Raw genomic sequence first — 20,602 nt, 5'->3', positions numbered from 1 at the left:
CTTCGTCTCGACGGGGGTGTCTTTCGCGGCCGCCGTTGCATGAATGGGTAGTCACATATCAAAGGTAACAGTAAACACCGTTCCTTTCCCTTCCTCCGACTGCACATCGATGCGCCCGTTTCCCTTTTCCACAATTTGCTTCACCAAATACAAGCCGATGCCGCGTCCGTTCTCCCCTTTGGTTGAAAAGCCTTCATCAAAAATGCGGTCAATATGCTCGCGAGCGATGCCTTGGCCGTTGTCTTCAACCGAGAGGGAGCAAATGTCTTCATTTTGTTCAAGGCTGACGTAAATTTCTTTTTCCCGGTCGGTTACGCCGCGAAAGGCATCGAAGGCGTTTTCAATTAAATTGCCAAGGAGAACAACGAAATCATGGTGATCGAGATGCGGCGGAAAGCGGTGCAGCCGGCTGTGGCGATCGATCGTCACGCGAATGCCAAGTTCCTTGCCGCGGCGGATTTTGCTTAGGAGCAGTCCAGAAATGCTTTCGTCCTTAATGTTGCGGCTTAAAAACTGCGTGAGCTCCGCCTGCTCTTCCGTGGCTTGGAACACGTACTCAAGCGCCTTTTCGATATGGCCGAGCTGAATGAGGCCGGCGATCGTATGAAGCTTGTTCATGTATTCATGATTTTGCACACGCAAGGCGTGGACAAACGCTTTTACGCCCGTCAGTTCTTCAGCCAGCCGCTTCACTTCCGTCCGGTCTTGGAAAATGGCAATGGCGCCGACCGTTTTCCCGTTGACTTTGATCGGGATGCGGTTGCTCCAAATCGTTAAATTGCCGATTTGCAGCTCCTTATTGTAAATCGGCTTGTTTACCTCCAAGATTTCCGGAAGGTGTGTGTCCGGAATGACGGAGCGGATCGACCGGCCGATGACATCCCCTTTGATGCCGAGCATTTGTTTTGCCCGGTCGTTGAAGATGGTAATTTTTTCATCGCTGTCAATGGCAATGACGCCTTCGTGCATGGCGTTAAACGCTTCCGTTCGTTCGATGAGCAGTTTGGCGATCTCATGCGGTTCCAGCTCAAACATTTGCCGCTTGATATGGGAGGCGAGCAGCCATGCTCCAATTCCGCCGACAACGAGCGACAAAACGACCGCTATGGTAATTTCTCCATTTAACGAATCAATCGCTTCGAAAAACGTCGGCAGTCGGTAGGCGGCGATGACGACGCCAATTTGTTCGTGATCGCTATTCATAATCGGGACGAAGGCGCGAACCACTGTCCCGATTTCCCCGTGGGCTTTGGATGTGTACGTATGTTCGGCAAACGCCGGCCCCTCATCCGCGCCGCGGGAGATGGTGCCGATCATCACGGGAAGCGGGTGGGAGAGGCGCACTTTGTTCATATCGAGAACGACGATATAGTCGGCGCCATGAATGACGCGCACCCGCTCGACGATTGGATTGATGAGCGCTCGACTTTGTTTGTTTCCAACAATATGGCGCCTGACTTCGGGCAGCTCGGAGACGGTGCGCGCGGTCAATAAAGCGCGCTGGCTGAGTTCCTCCTCTTTTGTATGGAAAAAGTCGTTGATGATAAATACACCGCTCAGCAACATGGAAAAGCTGACGATGACGAAAATCAAAATCGTAATTTTCCAGCGAATCGGCAGCCGGTTCATGGCGGAACTCCTTTTTGTCAGTCGTGATTGCCGTTGGTCATGCCATATTTAAATTCAGGAAGAGAATGAATCAACGTTTTTTTCATTATACCAAATCTTCTTGAATGGAAAGAAACGAAAGGTGTAAAATGGTGGTGGGGAACAAATATTCTGTTCGCCTGAATAGAAGATGGGGCATACGTAAGACGTGGCGATTGCTGTTCTCAAACCGAATCCGTGAGTTCCGGCCGCTTTTTTGCTTCAATGATTCGAGTCGGCGGGGAGTATTCCGTTGGAGTGCAATTTTAGCAATAGGATGGATGAAAGTATGGTGTGAACAATGGGAAAAAGATGGAGAGCATGGACAATCCTTTTGTTTGTCGGCCTCGGTCTGATCGGCTGGGCAGCGAGCCGTCAACTGGGCCGTGAGCCGCTTGTTTATGACGACGAGCAAAAGGGGTTGAAAAAGCAAATCATTATTTATTTCAGCCATGTCGTAGCAGAGAATACGCCAAAAGGGCTGGCGGCGCAAAAGTTTGCCGAGCTCGTCGAGCAAAAAACAAACGGCCGCGTCAAAGTCGAAGTGTTCCCGAACGGCTCGCTTTATTCGGATGGGGAAGAGCTTGATGCGCTGTTGCGCGGCGACGTGCAAATGATCGCGCCATCATTTTCAAAAGTGACAGAGCTTGTCCCCGAATGGCAAGTGCTCGATTTGCCGTTTTTGTTCCGCGATGAGGACGACGTGCGCCGTGTGTTCACTGGAAAAGTGGGCGCCGAGCTGCTTCGGATGCTGGAGGCAAAAGGAATTAAAGGAATGGCGTTTTGGAGCAATGGATTTAAACAAATGATGGGCACAACCCGCCCGCTCATCGCCCCTGACGATTTTCGCGGCTTGCGTTTTCGCATTATGCAGAGCGAAGTGATTGAAAAGCAGTTTCGTCTGCTCGGAGGGGAGCCGATTGCCGTCTCATTCGATCGCGTCTATCGAGCGCTTGAACAGCATAAGTTTGATGGGCAGGAAAATACGATTTCCAATATTTACTCGAAAGGGTTTTACAAATTTCAACCGTATATTACAATCAGCAATCACGGCTATCTCGGGTACGCAGTCATGATGAATCAGTCATTTTGGGACAGTTTGCCAAAAGACATACAGCAAAAAATTACTGAAGCGATGGCTGAAGCGACGCATTGGAATTTGCAGCAGTCGAAAGAGCAAAACGAACGGGAACTCAAGCAGCTTGAGCGGCAGGAGGGGGTCCATCTTTACATGTTATCGGAAACGGAAAAAAAGAAATGGCAACAAAAATTTGCGCCGCTGTATGAAGAGTTTACGCGGCAGTTCGGTTCAAAGCTGTTGAATGAAATCAAGGAATCGCGCGAATGAGCTTCCGTCGGTGGAAGCTTTTTTTATGGAGAACGCCTTTGCCGGCGCTGGAGACCAAAAAGACCAAAACGACCATTATCACCATAATATTTTTATTTCACCGATTTTTCTTTATGATAACGTTGAAAGCGTTGCCAAGATAACGAAAGGAGTGGGTGAAGTGCGGAGAAAACTGAAAAACTTAACGGTGCAAGTCATCATCGGCATTATTTTAGGGATCATTGTCGGATTTGTATTTCCGGAATTTGGCGCGAAGTTGAAAGTATTGGCAGACGGATTTATTAAGCTGATTAAAATGGTGATCGCCCCGATCATTTTCTTCACCGTCGTCATCGGAATCGGCAACATGGGCGATTTGAAAAAGATCGGCCGCATCGGCGGCAAGGCGCTCATTTATTTTGAAATTGTAACGACGTTTGCGTTGGCGATCGGGATTGTCGTCGTCAACCTTGTCAAACCGGGGGTTGGATTTAATACCGATGCAGTAAAAGGCGGCGACATTTCGCAATACACGAAACAAGCGGAAGAAACAAGCCACGGTTTTGTTGATTTCGTCTTAAGCATCATTCCCGACAACGTCGTTGCCGCGATGGCGAGCGGCCAACTGCTTCCGGTGCTCTTCTTCGCCGTGTTGTTCGGCTTAGCGGCTGCTGCGCTTGGGGAAAAAGCAAAACCAGTGATTTCCTTGTTTGAACAGCTGGCGGAAATTTTTTTCGGCGTCGTCAACATGGTTATGAAGGTGTCGCCGATCGCCGCGTTCGGCGCGATGGCGTACACGATCGGCACGTTCGGCCTCGGATCGCTCGTGTCGCTCGGCAAATTGATGGGGTCTGTTTACATTACGATGGCGCTCTTCATTTTCGTCGTGCTTGGCGGGATTGCCAAGTTTTATGGGTTTAACATCTTTAAGTTTCTCGCTTATATCAAAGAGGAACTGTTGCTTGTTTTGGGCACGTCTTCGTCTGAATCAGCGCTGCCGCGGCTGATGGAACGTTTGGAAAAATACGGGTGTTCGAAATCGGTTGTTGGTCTTGTCGTTCCGACAGGGTATTCATTTAACCTAGACGGCACATCGATTTACTTGTCGATGGCAGCCATTTTCATCGCTCAAGCGTACGGCATTGATTTAACCATTTGGCAAGAGCTGACGTTGCTTGGCGTATTAATGCTCACCTCGAAAGGGGCAGCAGGGGTTACCGGTTCCGGCTTTATTACGCTGGCTGCAACGTTGGCAGCATTTCCGATGATTCCGGTCGAAGGCATCGCCTTGTTGCTTGGGGTTGACCGCTTCATGTCGGAAGCGCGGGCGATTACGAACATTATCGGCAACGCTGTAGCGACAGTGGTTGTTTCGAAAATGGAAAACGAGTTTCATCCGAACGAATCTGAAGTAGAGAGCGCCTCGATGAGCGTGGCCAAATAAGCGGCGCTTCGCGGATGCAAGCAGACATCAAACGAGCTGCATGCTGCAAATCGCCGAATGGGTGAAAAAAGGATACAATAACAATGCGGGGCTGACCCAAAAGATTGTCCTTCTTCATGCAAGATACAATATATAGTTTTGTCAGGGTGTTTTGTGCGTGTATATGGTGATCAGAAAGGGTGTCCCGTTACTTTTGGGACACCCTCTTTTTTACGCCGATTGTTCCAGAGCAGGGGAGATGGAAACTTACGGACAAGAAAAAGGTGCTAAGCATCAAGCGTGTTGATTAACCATTAAAAACCAGTTGACATCGCTCTATTCCTAGCTTTTCTGCCGTAGTCGGCTAAGCTAGCTTGCCGACTGGGATTATTACCATGCCCTCCTCGAACAATGAACGCTTTGCGGGCAAATGTAATTTGCCTGCCGGCGTTCTTGTTCGAGGGAAGAGGCAGAAAAGCTTGTGTTCAGCCATATGATTCTGTGTTTTTTAGTAAAATAATGGATAATCAACACTCGTGGCTAAGCATATATTTTGCTTTTCTTTCCCTCTTTTCCCATAATGAAACTATAATGACGCTCGAGGAGGAGAGGATATGAAAGGTCTGCAAGATTGCGCCACTTTGCATAACGGGGTGAAAATGCCTTGGGTCGGCCTTGGCGTTTATAAAGTCAAAGAAGGGGAGGAAGTAAGAAGCGCGGTGCGCACCGCGCTCGAGATCGGCTACCGCCATGTCGATACAGCCGCTTTTTATGAAAACGAAGAAGGTGTCGGTCAAGCGATCCGCGAATCCGGCATTCCACGTGAGCAAGTGTTTGTGACGACGAAAGTGTGGAACACCGACCAAGGGTATGAGACGACGCTGAAGGCGTTTGACAAAAGTTTGAAAAAACTCGGGTTCGATTATGTCGACTTGTATTTGGTCCACTGGCCGGTGAAAGGGAAGTATAAAGAGACGTACAAGGCGCTGGAAAAGTTGTATAAAGATGGCTATGTGCGCGCGATCGGCGTCAGCAATTTCCATATCCACCATTTGCAAGATGTACTGGCGGAGTGTGAAATCAAGCCGATGGTCAACCAAGTCGAGTATCACCCGCGCCTGACGCAAAAAGAGCTGCTTACGTTTTGCCGGGAAAACGGCATCCAGCTTGAAGCATGGTCGCCGCTCATGCGCGGGGAAATTTTAAGCGAACCGACGATCGTTGACATTGGGCGCAAGTACGGGAAAACGCCGGCGCAGGTGGTGTTGCGCTGGGATTTGCAACACGGCGTTGTGACGATCCCGAAGTCGGTGACGCCGGCGCGGATCAAGGAAAACGCTGATATTTTTGATTTCTCGCTGACCGATGAAGAAATGAAACAGATCGACGCGTTGAACTTGAACAAACGGGTCGGTCCTGACCCAGACAATTTCAATTTTTGATGTCCCCATCAGCCAAATAGCGCCTCGATGCAGGCGCTGTTTTTTTTTGAAACCGGAGCGGGCTGTTTGACGTATGAAAAGGTGAGCAAGTACAATAAATAATAGTATACACATTTGATGAACATTGAAAAAACGGAGGGTGCTGCGATGCTATTCCATCCGATGGATATTTTCATTTTTATCGCCTTCCTGATATCGCTTTGGGCGCAATGGAAGGTATCAAGCAATTTCAATGCCTGGTCTGAAGTTCCAGCCTCATCGGGGTTGACGGGGGCGGAAGTGGCGCGCATGATTTTAGACCGTCACGGGTTGCATCATGTGCCGGTGGAGGTCGTGCCGGGGAGATTGTCCGACCATTATGATCCGATTTCCCGCACGGTCCGTTTGTCGGAGCCGGTCTTTTATGGGCGTTCGATCGCTTCCATTTCCGTTGCCGCCCACGAGGTTGGCCATGCCGTTCAACACCAGCAAGGCTACGCTGCGCTCGTCCTTCGCCACCGGATGTTTCCGATTGTGAACTTCGCTTCGGGCGTTGCGCCGTTGTTGTTGCTCGTTGGATTTGTGCTCCATCAATTTTCGCTGATTGGACTCGGCATTTTGTTTTTCTCGCTGGCGGTGGCCTTCCAAATCATTACCTTGCCGGTGGAGTTTAACGCGAGCGCACGGGCGAAGCGGTTTATGCTGGCCGAAGGGTTGATCGCCCCAAATGAAGCGCGCGGCGTGAACAAAGTGCTTGGCGCGGCGGCGCTGACGTACGTCGCGGCAACGTTGATCGCCGTGTTTGAACTGCTGAAATATGTGCTCATTTTCACCCAAGGGAACAATAATGAGGAATCGTAACATATTGGGCCGCCTAAGGCGGCCCAGCGGCATCATCGCCTATCAGCTGCAATGGAAACTTTTGTGTGCAGGAGGTGTAACCTGGGCGCTTCATCCGCGCTCGGAGACGAATTGGATATAGCCAGTTTGCTGTTGGTGGCGTTTCTCATCGCTTGCACCGCCTTTTTCGTCGCTTCGGAATTTGCGATCGTCAAGGTGCGTAGTTCGCGCATCGATCAGCTTGTCAATGAAGGGAATCGACGGGCGGTCGCGGCGAAAAAAGTGATTTCGAATTTGGACGGCTATTTATCGGCGAACCAGCTGGGCATTACGCTCACCTCGCTTGGCCTTGGCTGGCTTGGGGAGCCGACGGTGGCGCGGATGTTGCTGCCGCTGTTTGAACGCCTCCATTTATCGGAATCCGTCTCCCATTTTTTAGCGTTTATCATTTCGTTTTCGCTCATCACCTTTTTGCATGTCGTCGTCGGTGAATTAGCGCCGAAGACGTTTGCCATTCATAAGGCGGAAGCGATTACGCTGTTTACGGCTCAGCCGCTCATCTGGTTTTACAAAATCATGTATCCGTTCATTTGGACGCTCAACAACTCTGCGCGGCTCGTGACGCGCCTGTTTGGCCTCAGGCCGGTGGCGGAGCATGAAATCGCCCACTCTGAGGAGGAGTTGCGCCTCATTTTATCGGAAAGCTACAAAAGCGGGGAGATCAATCAGTCAGAGTACCGCTATGTCAATAACATTTTTCGTTTTGACGACCGCATCGCAAAAGAAATTATGGTGCCGCGCAAAGAAATTGTGGCGCTCGATATTAACAAAAGCGTCAAGGAAAACTTGGACATCATTCGCGAAGAAAAGTATACGCGCTATCCGGTCATTGACGGCGATAAAGACCATGTGCTTGGACTCATCAATGTCAAAGAGGTGTTTACGGACTTTATTGCCAATCCGTCCAACGAAAAGCAGATGAAAGACTATATCCGCCCGATCATTCAAGTGATTGAATCGATCGCCATTCACGATTTGTTGGTCAAAATGCAAAAAGAACGCATCCATATGGCGATTTTGGTCGATGAATACGGCGGCACGTCTGGACTGGTTACAGTCGAGGACATTTTGGAAGAGATCGTTGGCGAAATCCAAGATGAGTTTGATATTGATGAAACGCCGCTGATTCAAAAAATGGACGATCGATTTATCTTGGATGGCAAAGTGTTGATCAGCGAAGTGAATGACTTGCTTGGGCTGGACATTGACGATGATGACGTCGATACGATCGGCGGCTGGATTTTAACGAAGCATTATGATATCAAACCAGGCGAGAGTGTAGAAATCGATGGCTACTTGTTTACGGTGAAGGAAATGGATGGCCATCATGTGAAATCGCTGGAAGTGGCAAAAAAAGAGCCGAGCAAAGAGGAGGAGGCGGCAGGCGCCGAAGAGGAGGAGTTGCGTTTGTAAGGCAGACGGGGGCGTCTGCCTTTTCTCGTTTCGGCCGAGAAATCCCCTCCTCCATCGAAGGACGGCGGAGTAGATCAATTGTAAATGCGCGAAAGGTCGGTGGGAAAATCGCTTGTTGGCGCGAGACAAATGACCTCTTCGTTTGTAAACGGATGGCGGAACGTTAGCTTAGCGGCATGAAGCGCATGGCGATGAAACACTGGTTTGCCGCCATAAAGCACATCGCCGACGAGCGGATGGCCGAGATGGGCCAAATGGACGCGGATTTGGTGCGTCCGTCCGGTCTCGAGAGAAAGCTCGACAAGCGATGTTGACGGGAATGTTTTGATGACGCGATAGTGTGTCACAGCTTTTGCCCCCGTTTTCGAGACGCGCCGGCGCGTTGGATGGTGGCGGTCGCGGCCGATTGGCGCGGAAATGGTTCCTGATTTCGGGGACAAACGACCGTGAACAAGGGCGACGTACGTCCGCTTGATGGCACGGTGGGCGAGCATCCGATCGAGCGTCGCACCGGCGAGCGGGTGTTTGGCAAATAAAATCGCTCCCGACGTGTCGCGGTCAAGTCGGTGAATGTGGCGCACTTTTGTCAAAATCGCCTGCGACTGCAAATAAAACGCGACCGCATTGGCCAGCGTGCCGGTTTGCCCCGGTTCGGACGGATGAATGTCGATGCCGGCTTCTTTGTTCAAGACGAGCAGATGGTCGTCCTCCCATAAAATCGAAAGCTCCCGATATTCGGGAACGATGAACGACGGCTCCGGCTCATATGCGTAAAGCTGAAGCCGGTCGCGTTCGTTGAGCACCGTCTGCCAGGGAACCGCCTGGCCGTTTAGTTTGACGCCGTGTTCCATCCGCCAGCGGTGGGCGAGCTTTTTCGAGGCGGCCCATACGTCTTTTAGGAGCTGTTCAATTGTCAAACCGCTCCACCAGCTAGGGATGGTGCATTCCAGCCAATCGCCTTTTCTTGTCCACAAAGGTTGTCACACTCCCAATTGCTTGTTAGCTGTGGAAACACTTTCTACCTCTATCCTTGCGCGAGATATGGTACACTCATAGTATCGTCTCAGTGATGGAGAACGCAAGCATTGCGGCGAGAAAAGGTGGTATGGACGTTGAAAATGATGTATGCGGCGACTCCGGAACAAGAGCATTACATGCAGTATTTGCTCAACTACTTTTATACCGATGTGTTTCCGCATTACTTCGATGATGAACAAATCCGTCAATTTGAGGAATGGGGCATTCTTTCGCTGGACCACGAACATGTTACATATAATGGGACAATGAAAGAGGCTTTCCAAATCATTTCGGCGTTGCAATCGCTCATTACCGTCATCGAACATATCGGAGGGCATGGGGATTTGGAACAGTATGAATGGCTGTTTGTTCGCAATCAAAAGATTTTGGCCCGCCATGGCATTGCCTTTCCTTTTCATGCTAAGCAGTTCACTTGCAGGCGGCTTTGGCCGTGCAGCGTGTATGCGCCTGCGGTGAGCCAATGGGTGATGTAAAACAAGGAGCTAAGCTATGCTTAGCTCCTTGTTTACTTTTCACTGTGCAATGAGGAAAACCAGTTTCGGAACGTTTGTTCGTCGTGATACCCTTCGATGCGTTTGATTTCTTTGCCATTTTCGTAATGGACGATCGTCGGGGTGGCTTCAATATGGTACGCATCCCACCCGTCTTCGAATTCAAGCAAGTTGAACAGCTTTAAATCGGTGCCGAGCTCCTTTGCGAGCGGCACGACGATCGGCGTTGTCCGCTGGCAGTGAGGGCATGTCGGGCTGTAAAAGTAAACGGTCAGCGTCTTGCCGTCAGCCAGCTGCTGTTTCAACTCCGCGGGCAAAATAATGTTGCGGTAGTTCGGGTCGTCAAGTTGTGCGATGGTGGCCGGATGCAGCTCGTTTTTATGGTAAGGGTTTCCTTTGGCTGCTTCGTTTTGTTCATACGAGGTAACAAAAGCGATGGCGGCAAATAGCGCGATGATGATGCCGCCAAATGCGAGCAGTTTTTTCAACGTTCGCTCCCCTTTCTTTGCTGGCGCATGACGGTCCAACTTAACAAAATAATGATCATAAAGGCAGTGAACGCCAAAAATGGAATGGTGATAAATCCAAGCCAGTTTATATATTGCCCTGTGCACGGAATGCGGCCGCAGCTGATGGCGTATTCTTGAAACAGTGGAATTTTTTGCAGTCCATAATGATACAGGGAAATGCCCCCGCCAATCAATGACAGTGTGAAGCTGTAACGAGCTGCCGCAGCGTCTTTGCGCACGATGGCGATTCCTAAAATGATGACTTGCGGATACATAAAAATGCGTTGAAACCAGCACAGGTCGCACGGAATGTACCCAAGCACCTCGGAAAAATAAAGGCTTCCGAGGGTGGCGATGAGCGCGGTCGCCCATGCGGCCAAAAGCAAGTGTTCCGCGCGTTTTTCTTGCTCCATTCTTCTCCCCTTCTTCCGTTGCAGACACCGTTGCCCGATCTTACACTGTTCAGCTCCATTATAAGGGATGGAAAACGGCACGTCCATTCATAACCGGCAAAGGGAAGGAAAGAAAACAACATTTTCTATCTATATCGCTCGACAAACGAGCCATACTAATCGGTGAAAGGGGAGGATCACATTGACGAACAACAGCGGAAACAAAGTGCAGGACATTATGACGAAAAACGTCGCAACGATTTCGCCGAACCAAACGGTGCAAGAAGCAGCGCAAATCATGAGCCAAAAAAATATTGGCGCGCTTCCGGTTGTGGAAAACGGGCAAGTCAAAGGGATGATTACTGACCGCGATATTACGTTGCGTGTTTCGTCCCAAGGAAAAGACCCGTCGACCGTCAAAGTAGCGGAGGTCATGACGAACCAAGTCGTCACCGGTACGCCGAATATGAGCGTACAGGAAGCCGCGAATGTCATGGCCCAACATCAAGTTCGCCGTTTGCCGATCGTGGAAAACAACCAGCTTCAAGGCATTGTTGCGCTAGGCGATATTGCGACGAACAGCGCATCAAACGAAGCGGCTGAACAAGCGTTGACAAACATTTCTGAGCCTTCGCAGCCGCAAGCGTAAAGGAAGAAAAAGGATGCCTTATTTTTCTGGGCATCCTTTTTCTTTTCGCAGGTATATTGTATGATGGGAGCGAATACATAAACAGGGAAAATGAAAATCAAGGGGGAACAGCGATGGAGTGGAGACAAAAATACGAACAATGGCTGCGTGAGCCGCAACTGGAGCCGGAATTGAAGCGGTTGTTGGAACAACGCCGCGATGATGAACGATGGCTGGAGGATTGCTTTTATAAAAATCTCGAATTCGGCACCGGCGGCATGCGCGGCGAGATTGGCCCGGGGACGAACCGAATGAACATTTATACGGTGCGAAAAGCGTCGGAAGGATTGGCGCGATACATACAATCGTTTGGCGATGAGGCGAAGCAGCGCGGGGTCGTCATTGCCTATGACTCCCGGCATAAGTCGCCGGAATTTGCGATGGAGGCGGCGAAAACGTTGGCTACCAACGGCATTCAAACATACGTGTTTGATGAATTGCGCCCAACGCCGGAACTGTCGTTTGCTGTTCGCTATTTGCGGGCGTTTGCCGGCATTGTCATCACCGCTAGCCATAATCCGCCCGAATATAACGGCTATAAAGTGTATGGAGAGGACGGGGGACAGCTGCCGCCTGCTGTCGCCGACCAAGTGATCCGCTATGTCAATGAAGTCGAAAACGAGCTCGCCATTCATGTGGAAGATGAGGAAACGTTAAGAGAAAAAGGCCTTATTCGCATCATCGGAAGCGACGTCGATGATGCTTATATCCATGCTGTCAAAACGATTTCAATCCATCCGGAGCTCGCTCGGGAAACGGCGATCAACATCGTGTTTACGCCGCTTCACGGCACGTCGAACAAACCGGTGCGCCGCGCGCTCGCTGAACTCGGCTACCAAAACGTCTTTGTCGTCAAAGAGCAGGAGCTGCCGGATCCGAATTTCTCGACGGTCGCCTCGCCCAATCCGGAAGAACACGCGGCCTTCGCCATGGCGATGGAGTTGGGCAAGCAAGTGAACGCCGATCTGCTGATCGCCACCGATCCGGACGCCGACCGGCTCGGCGTGGCGGTTAAAAATGACAAGGGAGACTATGTCGTGCTGACCGGCAATCAAACCGGCGGCTTGTTGCTCCACTATTTGCTGTCGCAACGAAAAGCTCAAGGCACTCTGCCGGAAAATGGTGTTGTCTTAAAAACGATCGTGACGTCTGAATTTGGTCGGGCGATCGCCCAATCGTTTGGTCTTGAGACGGTCGATACGTTGACCGGTTTCAAATTCATCGGCGAAAAAATGAAGGAATACGAACAAACAGGGCAATATGCGTTCCAGTTCGGATATGAGGAAAGCTATGGGTATCTGATCGGCGATTTTGTCCGCGACAAAGATGCCGTGCAGGCGGCTGTCCTCGCGGCGGAAGTGTGCGCGTTTTATAAAAAGCAAGGGCTATCGTTGTATGAGGCGCTCTTGCAATTGTTTGACCAGTACGGCTATTATCGCGAGGGACAACGATCGCTCACGCTGAAAGGCAAAGAAGGAGCAGAGGCGATTGCCGCGATTTTAGCGTCGTTCCGCCAACAGCCGCCGGTGGAGGCCGCGGGGAAAAAGGTGACGGTGATTGAGGATTACAAAACGAAAGAGCGGACGAACACGTTGACCGGCGAAAAAACGGCCATTGATTTGCCGACATCCAATGTGCTCAAGTATATCTTGGAGGATGGCTCGTGGTTTTGTCTGCGTCCATCAGGGACGGAGCCGAAAATGAAGGCGTACTTCGGCGTCAAAGGGACGTCGCTGGAGGACAGCGAAGAAAGACTAGCCCGCTTAACAGAAGCCGTCATGCAGCGCGTAAAGGATGTGCTCAGCACCGTTTCTCCTTCTTATGCGCAATGATCAGCACAATCTGCGGGGAATTGGCATCGGCCAATTCCCCGTTCGTTTTACGAGTAAAACTGCGCGTACTGCTCGACTCCCATTTTTTGTTCGCTCACTTCAAGCGCATGGTCAATATAGCGAAGCAAGGCGTGCAACCGCTCCTGGATGACGGAGTAGTCATGTTCAAAATTATAAGCGTGGAGAAACTTTTCAATTTTTTTTGACAGAATATCATCAGGCGTACGCACCATTAAAATGAGCAAATTGTCCCATTCGGAGCGATGCGTGTAATAGAGCGCCTTATCATAGTCGACGGTGTTCAAGCGGCATGCCTCCTTTATCAAGAAGGAGTCATTGTTAGTGTATGACGGTGGGGCGTTTTGTTGCCCTGTAAATGTTGCGACAGAAGGCAAAATATAAATTATAACCGAAATGAAAACGAAAAAGGAAAAATAAATGTTGCAATTTTGTGACAAGGGTAGTATCCTCAAAATAAGGGGATGATGAGAATGAACAAACGGCACGAAGGGCAAGAAATGATCAACATGTGCAAATGGATGGCGTCAGTGGGATTGATTGTCGGAGTCGTACTGTTTTTGCTTAGTTTTATCGCAAGCGCTTACAACAAAGACTATTTCTTGACGATCATCAGTCTCGGCATTATCGGGGCCTCGATGTTTATGTTCGGATTCGGCCTGTTTATGGGATTGCTGACAGAAACGTACCATCGCGGCCCGCGCGAGAACGTATAGCGCGCATAGAGAATGAAAAACACCGGAGATTACCCCGGTGTTTTTCGCTTTTGCTGGATGTACCAATAGAAGATGGCGAAACCAAGAGCGACCAAAAAGACTGGAAATAAGAATGGACGGTAGGCATGGATGTACTGCTTGACGACCATCCAGCGGCTTTCAAAATAGGCGCCGATCGTCAAAAAGACAGCGACCCACACCATCGCCCCGCTGTAGGCGAACAAGGCAAACTTTCTCCAACGGTAGGCGTTCATGCCGGCCCAAAAGGCGGCGAGATGCCGAACGCCGGGGATGAAATAGCAAATGAACAATACCGCTGGGCCGAGCTTCGAAAAAAGCGCTTTCGTTTGCTCGAGCCGTTTTTCTGTAAGATGGAGCTTGGGACCGAATTTATGCAAAAACGGCAGCCCGAGCGTAATCCCGAGCATATAGCTGAGCGAGATGCCAATGATGGCTCCAAGCCAGCAGGAAAGAAAAGCGAGCGGATACGAAAACGCCCCCGTTGAAACGCGGTAACCGGCATATGTCAACAGCAGCTCGTCGGGGATCGGCAGCCCAACAATGCCGAGCATCAGCGCAACCATAATGCCGATGTAGCCGAAGTGTTCGATAAGATAATGCAAATAGTGCTGCAAATGACCACCACGCTTTGCCGCGATTTCTTGTATATGACCATTATAAGCCAACGGTCCACAAATGAAAATGGGGCGCTGCGCGTTCATGCCAAACGATGGAACGTATCAAAACGCCGTTTCCCTCATACATTGTGATAAGAGGAAAAAGAGGGGGGAGATGGATGCGGCAGGACGAGCTGAAAGAGCTGGAACGGGCCATTGCGGAGATTACGGAAATTGCGGAAGGATTTGGCCTTGATTTTTATCCAATGCGTTATGAAATTTGCCCGGCGGACATTCTTTATACGTTTGGCGCTTACGGGATGCCGACGCGATTTTCCCACTGGAGCTTTGGGAAACAGTTTTACAAAATGAAGCTTCATTATGATTTAGGGTTAAGCAAAATTTACGAGCTCGTCATCAATTCGGACCCTTGCTACGCGTTTTTGCTCGATACGAATACGCTCATCCAAAATAAGCTGATCGTCGCCCATGTGTTGGCCCACAGCGACTTTTTCAAAAACAACGTACGCTTCAGCAACACGAAGCGCGATATGGTGGAAAGCATGGCGGCGACAGCGGAGCGGATCAAGCATTATGAACATCAATACGGAAAATTGGAAGTGGAAAAATTTTTGGATGCCGTCTTGGCCATTCAGGAGCATATCGATCCCTCGCTCCTGCGGCCAAAGCTGTCATGGACGTGGGAAGATACGGAAGTGTACGAAGAGGAGGAGCCTCCGAAAACATCGACGCCGTACGACGATTTATGGTCGCTTGACGAGCGAAACAAACTGAAAACGCCGCCGCGAAAAAAACGGCGCAAGTTTCCGCCGCAACCGGAAAAAGATGTGCTATTGTTCATTGAAGAATACAGCCGCGAACTGGAGGATTGGCAACGCGACATTTTAACGATGATGCGCGAGGAAATGCTTTATTTTTGGCCGCAGCTGGAGACGAAAATCATGAACGAAGGATGGGCTTCGTTTTGCAAAGGAGCTTAAATATGTAAATGAGAAATCACTTGTATACGAAAGTGATTTTTTTATTTTCTTGATGTTAAAATGTTTAAATATTGCACATTTGATTAATGGTTTGCTGCATGGTTCGATAATGTTTAGTGATCATGCTAAAATAACATTTGTAATACATTTTGTCCTGGTGAACCATAAATTTCTTTGACAAATGGAAAATTGTATAATTTGTTGAATGTTAAAAGGATTGTTTCTTTTCGTTGTCAAATAATTGTAGTAAATATTAGAAATTTAAAGGAGATATATGGCGGAATGGACGCGAAGGATTTGTTGCGTATTATAGAAGATGGAGAAAATGCCGAATTGGAATGTAAAGCAGCCAAAGGCGGTCTACCGAAAGATGTTTGGGAAACGTATTCTGCTTTTGCAAATACAAATGGCGGTATTATTTTGCTTGGGGTTGAGCAAAAAGGACAAGAGTTTTTCCCAGTCGATGTTGATGCAAAAAAGTTAGTCAAAGACTTTTGGGATGGAATTAATAATCCCCAAAGGATTAGTAAAAATATCTTAGTGGATCGAAATGTAGAAATTATTGAAGTTGATGGGAAAGAAATCGTGAAAATTTATGTTCCAAGAGCTTCACGTGAGGACAAGCCAATTTATATTGGTCATAATCCTTTTACAGGTACATATCGCCGCAATTATGAAGGAGACTATAAATGTACAAAAGAAGAAGTACAGCGAATGATAGCGGATCAATCTCCAATTCCTCAAGACAGCAAAGTTCTTCCCAATTACGGTTTAAATGATTTGAATATGGAATCGGTGAGAAGTTATCGAAATCGCTTTTCTTCTTTGAAACCAGATCATCCTTGGAATGGTTTAGAACTGAAGGACTTTTTATATAAAATTGGAGCTTTGGGAAGGCTACGCGAAACCAACGAGGAAGGGCTAACATTAGCCGGGTTGCTCATGTTTGGGGAAGAGCGCAGCATTACAGAGTATTTACCGCAGTATTTCTTAGAATATCGGGAAAAGAGTTCGGATGTGCCGGGGGAGAGATGGACAGATCGGATTATTTCTTCCGACGGCACTTGGTCGGGGAATTTGTATGATTTTTATTTTAAAGTGATCCGCAGACTAACGGATGATTTAAACATTCCTTTTCAAATGGAGGGGCTTTTTCGCAAGGATGATACAAGGGTGCACGCTGCTCTTCGTGAGGCTTTAGTCAATACGTTGGCTCATGCCGATTACTACGGGCGACGCGGAATTGTTATCGAAAAGGAAAAGATGTTATTTCGATTTTCCAACCCGGGTGTTCTTCGGATTCCTTTGCAACAAGCACTGAAAGGTGGAATAAGTGATCCGAGAAATCCAACGATTTTTAAAATGTTTATGTTAATCGGACTTGGTGAACGGGCAGGGTCGGGGATTGAGAATATTCATTTGGCGTGGAAAGAACAACATTGGACTGCCCCAGAATTAATTGAAGAATTTCAGCCGGATCGCACGATTCTTACGTTGCGAACAACTTCATTATTACCGCAGGAAAGCGTCGATTTTCTAAAAGCAGTTCTTGGGAAACATTATAAGTTTTTAACCAATGATGAAGTATTAATTTTAGTGACGGCACATCAAGAAAATTATGTGACCAATACGAGATTGCAAAGCCTGACAGATAAAAAGAGTGATGAAATAAGCAAATTATTATCCGGACTGGTGGAAAAAGGATATTTAGAACCAAATGGACAAGGAAGAGGTACAAAATATACGCTAACGGAAATGTTTCATCAAAAGTCTATAGGGAACTCCAGATATAATCGGATAAGCTCCGGACCTAATGTTAATAACTCCGGACCTAACGCTGCTAACTCCGGACCTAACGAAAACGAACAAACAAAAGATCATGAAAAAGTGCTATTGGATATTTCTGAATTAGCAAGGAAGAAAAAGAGATTAAATCCTTCCGAAATGGATGAGATCATTTTAAATCTTTGTGCAATTAAGCCGTTAACGCTCAAAGAATTAAGTCAATTACTGAATAGGCAGATGGATCCTCTTCGCAAAAAGTACATTTCACGATTGCTTAAGGAAGGGAAATTAGAACCGCTATATCCAGAGCAAATAAACCATCCGAAACAAGCATATATGACACGATCTCTTTTTATAAACCAGCATTAGGATATTGGATTCCTAATGCTGGTTTATTGTTATTAGACAAATTTCCCTTCTCATATAGTTTTACAAAATATGATGGGGAGGGGTACGAATGAAGCTTGATGGGATTTGGATGGAATCCATTGAATTAGATAAAATTGTCCCCATATACGTTGAAAATGTTTCAAAAAGAGCAGTAGAGAAAATGGTCAAAATATTAGAGGGAGGGGATCAGTTAAGCAGCCATGTTATTGTTGAAAAGGATCGAACGGAAGATAAATATTGGTTAGTTGCGGGGTACCCAGAATACTTAGCATATAAAAAAATGAATGAAATGCATAAAAGGTGCCCAAAAATATTTTGCGTTATTCAGCGATATTCGAATGAAACGGAACAACGAATTAAGTTGCTAAGGAGGATGTTCCATCATCAAACAACAAAGTGGTTAGACAAACATATGTTGATTGATCAAATGGTTAATAGCGGAGTAAAGGTTGTCACGATAGCCCGAAAGCTGGGAGTTACTCAAGCTGAGATTGAAAATTATTTTGTCCATCCGGATATTCCTTTTGACATAATCAAAAAAGCCCGGGAAAATGAAGGAAGTTTGATAAACATAGAAAAAATTCGCAAATTGCCAATCCATTCAATGCTTAAACACAAGTTATATCAGCAAGCAGTATTACCAAAAAGTCACCCTGACCGATTGGTGATGTATAAAAGTTTGTGTAAAACATTTTGCTAGAACAAAAGAAAAAAGGTAGGGTATTCTCTGATTGGACCAAAAATCTTAGAGAAAGGAGAACCCTACCTATGTCTAAAAGAAGTATACCGAATGTCGACTGGGCAAATCAACTGGAAAGTGTTATTCGTCAATTTGTGAAAGAAAAATTAGAGCTGATTATGCGGGAAGAAATCAAACATTTCCTCGAAATCGAACAGGCTCGAACACCGAATAGGAGAAACGGCTGCTATCTCCGTTGTGTTCGGAAAAAAGATCAATTCGAAATGGCGGAGGACCTGAAACTCATTTATCGTTCTCCGAATAAAGAAATCGCATTGGAGATGTTTCAACAGTTTCAATCCAAATGGTCTCACAAATACCCAAGGGAAGTCCAATCGTGGGCAAATGAGTTGGATGTCCTTCTCACCTTTATGGACTATCCGAGCAGTATTCGAAGTGTGATTTATACAACCAATGCCATTGAACGAACGATCAAAGAGATTCGGAAACGTCTAAAGCCGATGAACAGTTTGAGCAGTTTAGAAGCCGCGGAAAAAGTCGTGTATTTGACCATCCAAGATTTTAATGAGAAATGGGCAGGGCGAAAGTTAAGAGGATTTGCCGAAGCACAGGAAGCCCTCGAGCGAATGTTTGAAGAACGTTACAATTAACCAAATAATGTAAATATCAAACCAATACGATAAGGGGATTCTCCCTTTCTGCGCAATAGACTGAATATTCAGTCCCTCGTGTGGAGGAAACTAGTCCCCTATCCATTCCAAATCCATTTCAGAGATACCCTATCTATCTTGCATTACACAAAATTCTTGACGGTACCTATTATAACTGATCATATTATAGTTGACTAATATAATATGTTGATTTAGCTTTATAAATTGACAATATTTTGAACAATTTATTATTACGCTGAATATGTCCACCCCTTATGATATATTAGTCATGTCTAATGTTATAAGAGGTGACAAGGATGAAATATAAGGGAATGATTGTTTTACTTCTGCTCACTTTGATCATTTCGGCTTGCAGTTCCAATAAAGAACAATCACATCAAGAGCATTCTTCCAATGGGGATTTGCAAGAAAAAACTGCTTCTGCTGACGTTTTACCGACCTTTTTGAAAGGTCAAAGTGAAGAGGTCCGCTTGGTATATCAAGCTGCTGGCAAATCAATAGAGTTGTTACAATGGATTCCTTGTTATTGCGGTTGTGCCGAGAGTGCGGGACATAAAAGTAGTATGAATTGCTTTGTCAAAAAAATCAATAAAGATGGTTCTGTTGTCTGGGATGACCACGGTACTCGTTGTGGTGTTTGCTTACAAATCGCAGCGGAATCCATTAAAATGAAACAAGAAGGTAAGTCTATAAAGGAAATTCGCCATTACATTGATGAAAAGTACAAAGAAGGTTACGCAAAACCAACTAAAACTCCAATGCCTTTATAATAAACAAACCTCACTTTTCCGAAAACGAAGGCTTTACAATCCTCCCACGGTGGAGGATTTTTTGTTTTCTTAAGGCATATTTTATAAGTTTGGCAGATATAAAAGTAAAGACAACTTAGTACAAGGGGGATGATGGATGAACTCACTTTGGCTTTTAGGGTTTTCTGCTTCTGCTATTGGAATGTTATCTGGCGGAGTGATTGCTTGGTTGTTTAAAGGCTGGCAAAAAGGAACGCCAACCATTTTTTCAGTATGTAGTGGTATGATATTTGGACTGGTCACGATGGAAATTTTGCCTGAAAGCATAGAAATTGGAGGTTGGTTTATTGCTATTGTCGGATTGATTTTTGGTTATTTTATTTATAAGCATCTAGAAAAGGTTTCCCATCATGTGATCATTATTACCAATGACGCTAAAAAAGACTTATTTGTACATTCTGGTCTATTTTTAACATTCAGTATTGCCCTACACAATTTTCCAACAGGCATCGCACTTGGAGCCAATACTCACGATTCATTGACTAAACCAATGATGACTGCGATTATGCTTCACAATATTCCAGAAGGTATTGCTGTTTTTACTCCCTTGCTGATGGCTGGGTTTGGAATTCTCAGCATCATACTTGGGGCAACCATAGCCTCCGCCCCCATAGGAGTTGGAGCATTCATCGGAAGCAATTACGGAATGGGGGTTCCTTGGTTAGTAGCAATGATTATCGCATTGGCGATGGGGGTAATGCTTTCCGTGACGGGAAAAGAAATTTTTGGAACAGCTTTACGCGCATCTACCAAAATATACTGTGTTATCATGGCTATAATCGGTTTTATATTGGTTTCATTTTACTTGTTTTTT

The 20,602-nt window shown here is 47.0% G+C and carries 19 protein-coding genes and 2 pseudogenes; 15 read left to right on the top strand and 6 right to left on the bottom strand.

The window, feature by feature from the left end; all coding sequences use genetic code 11:
• Nucleotides 1-51 precede the first annotated feature (51 nt).
• Nucleotides 52-1,629, bottom strand: a complete 1,578-nt coding sequence (locus tag BRO54_RS14975) for an ATP-binding protein (protein WP_074044449.1) — start codon at nucleotides 1,627-1,629, stop codon at nucleotides 52-54.
• Between the two features lie 319 nt (nucleotides 1,630-1,948).
• Here BRO54_RS14975 and BRO54_RS14970 point away from each other — a divergent pair, with 319 nt between their 5' ends.
• The 5 genes from BRO54_RS14970 to BRO54_RS14950 all read left to right on the top strand — a co-directional run bounded on the left by BRO54_RS14970 (nucleotide 1,949) and on the right by BRO54_RS14950 (nucleotide 8,131).
• Nucleotides 1,949-2,995 carry a TRAP transporter substrate-binding protein gene (locus BRO54_RS14970; RefSeq protein WP_074044448.1) on the top strand — a complete coding sequence of 349 codons (1,047 nt, stop codon included), beginning with the start codon at nucleotides 1,949-1,951 and terminating at the stop codon, nucleotides 2,993-2,995.
• Between the two features lie 160 nt (nucleotides 2,996-3,155).
• Entirely contained in the window at nucleotides 3,156-4,418 is a 1,263-nt protein-coding gene (locus BRO54_RS14965) for a dicarboxylate/amino acid:cation symporter (protein WP_074044458.1), read from the top strand.
• A gap of 593 nt (nucleotides 4,419-5,011) precedes the next feature.
• A complete protein-coding gene (locus BRO54_RS14960; protein WP_074044447.1) occupies nucleotides 5,012-5,839 on the top strand; it encodes an aldo/keto reductase in 828 nt (275 codons plus the stop codon).
• Nucleotides 5,840-5,986: 147 nt separating this feature from the next.
• The gene (locus BRO54_RS14955; RefSeq protein WP_011230067.1) at nucleotides 5,987-6,679 is read left to right on the top strand and encodes a zinc metallopeptidase; all 693 of its coding nucleotides are present in this window, start codon (nucleotides 5,987-5,989) and stop codon (nucleotides 6,677-6,679) included.
• A gap of 111 nt (nucleotides 6,680-6,790) precedes the next feature.
• A complete protein-coding gene (locus BRO54_RS14950) occupies nucleotides 6,791-8,131 on the top strand; it encodes a hemolysin family protein (protein ID WP_033024759.1) in 1,341 nt (446 codons plus the stop codon).
• A 74-nt stretch (nucleotides 8,132-8,205) separates the two neighbouring features.
• Here BRO54_RS14950 and BRO54_RS14945 read toward each other — a convergent pair whose 3' ends face one another.
• Nucleotides 8,206-9,105 carry an RluA family pseudouridine synthase gene (locus tag BRO54_RS14945; protein ID WP_033024760.1) on the bottom strand — a complete coding sequence of 300 codons (900 nt, stop codon included), beginning with the start codon at nucleotides 9,103-9,105 and terminating at the stop codon, nucleotides 8,206-8,208.
• Between the two features lie 138 nt (nucleotides 9,106-9,243).
• Between BRO54_RS14945 and BRO54_RS14940 the strand changes: the two genes are divergently transcribed.
• Nucleotides 9,244-9,642, top strand: coding sequence for a YhcU family protein (locus BRO54_RS14940; RefSeq protein ID WP_074044457.1), 399 nt, complete (start codon nucleotides 9,244-9,246; stop codon nucleotides 9,640-9,642).
• 32 nt (nucleotides 9,643-9,674) lie between these two features.
• Here the strand turns inward: BRO54_RS14940 and BRO54_RS14935 are convergent, their stop codons facing one another.
• Entirely contained in the window at nucleotides 9,675-10,148 is a 474-nt protein-coding gene (locus BRO54_RS14935; RefSeq protein WP_033024761.1) for a thioredoxin family protein, read from the bottom strand.
• Entirely contained in the window at nucleotides 10,145-10,582 is a 438-nt protein-coding gene (locus BRO54_RS14930; RefSeq protein WP_033024762.1) for a disulfide oxidoreductase, read from the bottom strand. The genes BRO54_RS14935 and BRO54_RS14930 overlap by 4 nt, the downstream gene beginning before the upstream one ends.
• 181 nt (nucleotides 10,583-10,763) lie before the next feature.
• Between BRO54_RS14930 and BRO54_RS14925 the strand changes: the two genes are divergently transcribed.
• Both BRO54_RS14925 and BRO54_RS14920 read left to right on the top strand, forming a co-directional pair.
• Entirely contained in the window at nucleotides 10,764-11,210 is a 447-nt protein-coding gene (locus BRO54_RS14925; RefSeq protein WP_033024763.1) for a CBS domain-containing protein, read from the top strand.
• Between the two features lie 113 nt (nucleotides 11,211-11,323).
• A complete protein-coding gene (locus tag BRO54_RS14920; RefSeq protein WP_033024764.1) occupies nucleotides 11,324-13,081 on the top strand; it encodes a phospho-sugar mutase in 1,758 nt (585 codons plus the stop codon).
• Nucleotides 13,082-13,128: 47 nt separating this feature from the next.
• Here the strand turns inward: BRO54_RS14920 and BRO54_RS14915 are convergent, their stop codons facing one another.
• On the bottom strand, nucleotides 13,129-13,386 hold the full coding sequence (locus BRO54_RS14915; protein ID WP_013146280.1) for a YhdB family protein: 258 nt from the start codon (nucleotides 13,384-13,386) through the stop codon (nucleotides 13,129-13,131).
• Nucleotides 13,387-13,566: 180 nt separating this feature from the next.
• Between BRO54_RS14915 and BRO54_RS14910 the strand changes: the two genes are divergently transcribed.
• On the top strand, nucleotides 13,567-13,815 hold the full coding sequence (locus tag BRO54_RS14910; RefSeq protein WP_025039331.1) for a hypothetical protein: 249 nt from the start codon (nucleotides 13,567-13,569) through the stop codon (nucleotides 13,813-13,815).
• 29 nt (nucleotides 13,816-13,844) lie between these two features.
• Here the strand turns inward: BRO54_RS14910 and BRO54_RS14905 are convergent, their stop codons facing one another.
• Nucleotides 13,845-14,450: a DedA family protein gene (locus BRO54_RS14905; RefSeq protein WP_074044446.1), complete on the bottom strand. Its 606-nt coding sequence runs from the start codon at nucleotides 14,448-14,450 to the stop codon at nucleotides 13,845-13,847.
• A gap of 161 nt (nucleotides 14,451-14,611) precedes the next feature.
• Between BRO54_RS14905 and BRO54_RS14900 the strand changes: the two are divergent.
• From BRO54_RS14900 to BRO54_RS14875, 6 genes and pseudogenes are all read left to right on the top strand, one after another.
• Nucleotides 14,612-15,418, top strand: a pseudogene (locus BRO54_RS14900) (SpoVR family protein); the annotation flags it as partial.
• A 297-nt stretch (nucleotides 15,419-15,715) separates the two neighbouring features.
• The gene (locus BRO54_RS14895) at nucleotides 15,716-17,587 is read left to right on the top strand and encodes an RNA-binding domain-containing protein (protein WP_033024765.1); all 1,872 of its coding nucleotides are present in this window, start codon (nucleotides 15,716-15,718) and stop codon (nucleotides 17,585-17,587) included.
• An 88-nt stretch (nucleotides 17,588-17,675) separates the two neighbouring features.
• Entirely contained in the window at nucleotides 17,676-18,308 is a 633-nt protein-coding gene (locus BRO54_RS20595) for a hypothetical protein (protein ID WP_021322734.1), read from the top strand.
• A gap of 230 nt (nucleotides 18,309-18,538) precedes the next feature.
• A pseudogene (locus BRO54_RS14885) lies at nucleotides 18,539-18,958 on the top strand (transposase); the annotation flags it as partial.
• Between the two features lie 317 nt (nucleotides 18,959-19,275).
• The gene (locus tag BRO54_RS14880; protein ID WP_011230081.1) at nucleotides 19,276-19,749 is read left to right on the top strand and encodes a PCYCGC domain-containing protein; all 474 of its coding nucleotides are present in this window, start codon (nucleotides 19,276-19,278) and stop codon (nucleotides 19,747-19,749) included.
• 136 nt (nucleotides 19,750-19,885) lie between these two features.
• The coding region (locus tag BRO54_RS14875; protein WP_074044456.1) for a ZIP family metal transporter at nucleotides 19,886-20,602 on the top strand (717 nt) is incomplete at its 3' end.

It is taken from the genome of Geobacillus proteiniphilus (assembly GCF_001908025.1).
Classification (GTDB): domain Bacteria; phylum Bacillota; class Bacilli; order Bacillales; family Anoxybacillaceae; genus Geobacillus; species Geobacillus proteiniphilus.
The sequence above is the reverse complement of the archived record's forward strand: the minus strand, read 5'-3'. Positions and strand labels throughout refer to the sequence as shown.